We start from the raw sequence: 3936 nt of genomic DNA on the forward strand, positions 1-3936 counted from the left end.
GCCACACGATTTCACCTATTTGTCAAGTCCTTTTTTCTTTTCCGCGCAAGAAAAAGAGCAGGCTATCTTTTCGATAACCTGCTCTTTTTCTTGATTTTTGGCCCTGCGCCTTAACTTAATGACATTGAGGCATCGGACCCGACTTTTCTGAGAGTGAAAAGTCAAAGTAAATATACTGCGGGAGGAATGTTGTTTTGGCAGCTAGTTTAAGCATCAAAAGGGATTGGTTCTCGGATCCGAAAGCAAATATTTTGGCAGGAATAACGGTAGCGTTTGCTCTAATTCCCGAAGCCATTGCTTTCTCAATTGTTGCAGGGGTCAATCCTATGGTAGGACTGTATGCCTCCTTTACCATTGCTGTAATGATCTCATTTTTTGGTGGAAGACCTGCAATGATTTCTGCAGCCACAGGTGCCATGGCATTATTAATGGTGGGGCTTGTTAAAGCTCATGGTGTAGAATATTTGTTCGCGGCGACGATATTGACGGGAATCATTCAAGTAATTGTTGGCTATCTTAAATTGGGCAGATTTATAAGCTTTGTACCCCATTCCGTAATGACTGGGTTTGTAAATGCGCTGGCGATTCTAATATTTATGTCTCAACTGACGCATTTCGTAGGACAGGGCTGGATTATGTATAGCCTCGTTGCATTAACGCTTCTGATCATTTATATACTACCCCGATTCACAAGAGCAGTGCCATCTGCATTGGTGGCCATTATCGTCGTGTCTGCGATAACGATCAGCTTAAAGATAAGTGTACCGACAGTAGGCGATATGGGAAATATTATCAGCGCGTTTCCTGTTTTTCATCTTCCAGACTTTATTCCGACACTTGATAATCTGATGATCATATTACCTTATTCCATTTCGCTGGCTCTTGTAGGACTTCTAGAATCACTGTTAACCGCAACCATTTTAGATGACATGACAGATACAAGCAGCGATAAGAACCGAGAAGTAAAAGGTCAGGGCCTGGCGAACGTGGTAACCGGATTTTTTGGAGGTATGGCTGGTTGCGCCATGATTGGTCAATCCGTTATAAATGTCAAATCAGGCGGCCGTACTCGTTTGTCTACATTTGTCGCGGGTACTTTCTTGTTATTCTTAATCCTTGTTCTTAGCAGCGTTGTGAAAGAAATACCGATGGCAGCTCTGGTCGGTGTTATGATTATGGTCTCGATTGGTACATTCGATTGGTCATCGCTAGTCCAGCTTAAGAAGATACCCATAGGCGATGCGCTTGTTATGATTGTAACCGTAAGTATCGTTGTTATTACTCACGACTTATCTTATGGGGTTATGGCGGGTGTACTTCTTAGTGCATTAATCTTTGTATCGAGAATCTCCAATCTCAGAGTTTCTTCTCGTTTAGAAAAGAACGGTCTAGATAAGGTCGGTAAGAAGGTTTACTCGGTTTCGGGTCAATTATTTTTTGGAACGACGACACATTTTGGGGAAAAATTTGAGTATATCGATGATCCCAACTATATTGTGATTGATTTCAGCCATTCCCATGTGTGGGATCACTCTGCAGTGAATGCCATTGCTAAGACGGTTACGAAATATCGGCAATTAGATAAGCATGTTGAAGTTGTTGGGCTGAACGAGGAAAGCAAACGTATTATTGATAAAATCGGCATTGAATCGTCTGGCGGTCACTAAATTAATTATCCGCTTGTGAAGTCCGCGTAAATCGCGGGCTTTTTTAGTTATCGGACTCTCCTTTATGTCCGTTAAAAACTAAAAACTAATAAGATTCGACATTTATTTCGATATAGATTGTAGATGCAAAGATGGGATTATGACATCTTTAAACCAAGAGAGAGGATGAATACTATGAAAAAATTATCTGGTTTATTGATTATCTGCTTCCTGATATTTGGATGGGCAGGTAACGTTGTGGCAGCTCAAGAAGTGAAGACTAATGTTACGGAAGACGGTCGTGTTCAGGTAATTATGGAGTTTGACGATATCAAGGAAGCCGAATGGGCTGCCGGTTACATAGGAAAAATGAAGTCGAAACAAGTGGTAGAGGGCTTCGAAGATGGCACCTATCGTCCGAATCAACCGATAACTCGGGTACAGGCGATCGTCATGGCTGTTCGATTAATGGGACTGGAAAATGAAGCGAAAGCCAAAACGCCAAATACGAAGCTGCATTTCAAAGATGCCGAACTCATTGACAAGGAGTTCAAATGGGCCAAGGGCTACATTGTCGTTGCTTTGGAAAACGGACTGTTCGATGCGACCGAAGATCGGATTCAACCGAACAAGCCCGCGAGCCGAATCTGGGTAGCCGGTCTCCTCGTGAAATCACTCGGCTTGCAGGCCGAAGCGCTAAGTCAAATGGCAACGATACCTGAATTTACGGATGCGGAACAAATACCGGCTGGAGTTGTTGGTTACCTACTCGTGGCGGTGGACAAAGGCATTGTCAGCGGTTACCCGGACGGATCCTTCAAGCCCCACAAAAACGTGACGAGGGCAGAGATGGCCGCTTTGCTGGACAGAACGAATGAAGGGTTGCTTGAAAATTCCGGGGCCGTCAAAGTAAGCGGTAAAATTAAAGACATTGATTTTGATGCTACCCGCGTGACGACCAACGTGGACCAGTTGATTTCAGTTACAGATAGCGTATATCGTCCGATGGACGGTCAGATTACGATTGATAGTTATACCGGCGAAGCATTATCTTACGGTATCTCTTCGGAATTGTTGGTACAGTATCATAATAAATTCATCCGTGCGGACCAGTTGGCCGTGGGTGATCCGGTAGGTCTTGTCGTGCAGGATCAAACGGTCATTGAAGCAGCGCTCTTAGATGCCAAAGGTATCGACGATACGACGGCCGCCATCCTTGGGTTTGAAGTGGAGATGGAACTAGGAGACGATAAAGAGTATAAACTGAAATACAAAAACATGAATGGCCGCGTAGAAGCGGAAATTGTCGAAAAGAATAAAAAATGGAAAGGTAAGGAAGCGGAAGCTTTCTTGGAAAAGTTGCTTTCGGAGATGAGCCTAACCCCGGATCTGAGTAGGGATGAAGTGCTGGAGACGGTTCTGGCAGCCCTAAATGTTAAAGAGTTTAAAGATATTGAGCTGAAAATCCAGTTTTCAAATGGGGAAAAGTTAACCATCGAAAAAGAGAATGAAGATTTCGTTTCGGATAATGCCGATGGCGGTGTGCGCGAATTCGAATTGAAAGCGGAATGGTCCGGGGAAGAAAAATTAAAACTGAAGTATAAGAACCATGAAGGGGATGTGGAAGCTGAAGTAGAGATAGAATCGAAAAATGATAAAGAAAAAATGAAGGGCGACGAAGCAGCCGAAATGATTGAAAACGTGTTAGAGCAGACTGCACTTTCAGATGAAATGACGAAACAAGAGATTACGGAAAGCATTTTAACCGCATTGGAAATCGACGCGGATGAATTAAAAGAGCTTGAAATCAAAATCAAATTTACCAACGGCACAGAGCTTGAAATCGAGTTCGAGCAAGACGATGATGAGGACGAAGAAGACGAAGATGACGAAGATAATGAAGATGATGAATGACATAGTACCAACCGGGTGGTCAAGCCCGGTTCTTTTTTTTGGAATCATGTTGTCAATGAGGATAAGCCTACAAACACCCATTGCGATAGTGTCCGGAAGCTGGTGCCCAATGGATCGTATTTATTAGTTAATGCTAAAATGAGGTGAAAGCCTGTGAACATCAAAGTGCATTGGAGACAACATTGCAGTTTGTGCAAAGAAATATTTCGATATTTGGATCAAAAAGAAATAGCTTATGAAAAGATAGATGGGGTCTGTCAAATCTTTTGTGTAAACTCTCTTAATGCTTCCCCCCGAGGGGGGATGTTATCGTAAATGCTGTCCGATACGATCCGGGAAAAACACGGAAAGCTGCAGCAGCATTTGACCCCAGTTT

Annotated in this window: 2 protein-coding genes; both read left to right on the forward strand. The window is 43.2% G+C overall.

Translation table 11 applies throughout. The features are described from left to right. Positions 1-194: 194 nt before the first annotated feature. Positions 195-1667 (forward strand): SulP family inorganic anion transporter, encoded by a 1473-nt coding sequence (locus E2980_RS23605; protein WP_135154659.1) that lies wholly within the window; start codon positions 195-197, stop codon positions 1665-1667. A 174-nt stretch (positions 1668-1841) separates the two neighbouring features. Then, a complete protein-coding gene (locus tag E2980_RS23610) occupies positions 1842-3560 on the forward strand; it encodes an S-layer homology domain-containing protein (protein WP_167747242.1) in 1719 nt (572 codons plus the stop codon). Positions 3561-3936 lie beyond the last annotated feature (376 nt).

The organism is Cohnella luojiensis (assembly GCF_004564235.1).
Taxonomy (GTDB): Bacteria; Bacillota; Bacilli; order Paenibacillales; family Paenibacillaceae; genus Cohnella; species Cohnella luojiensis.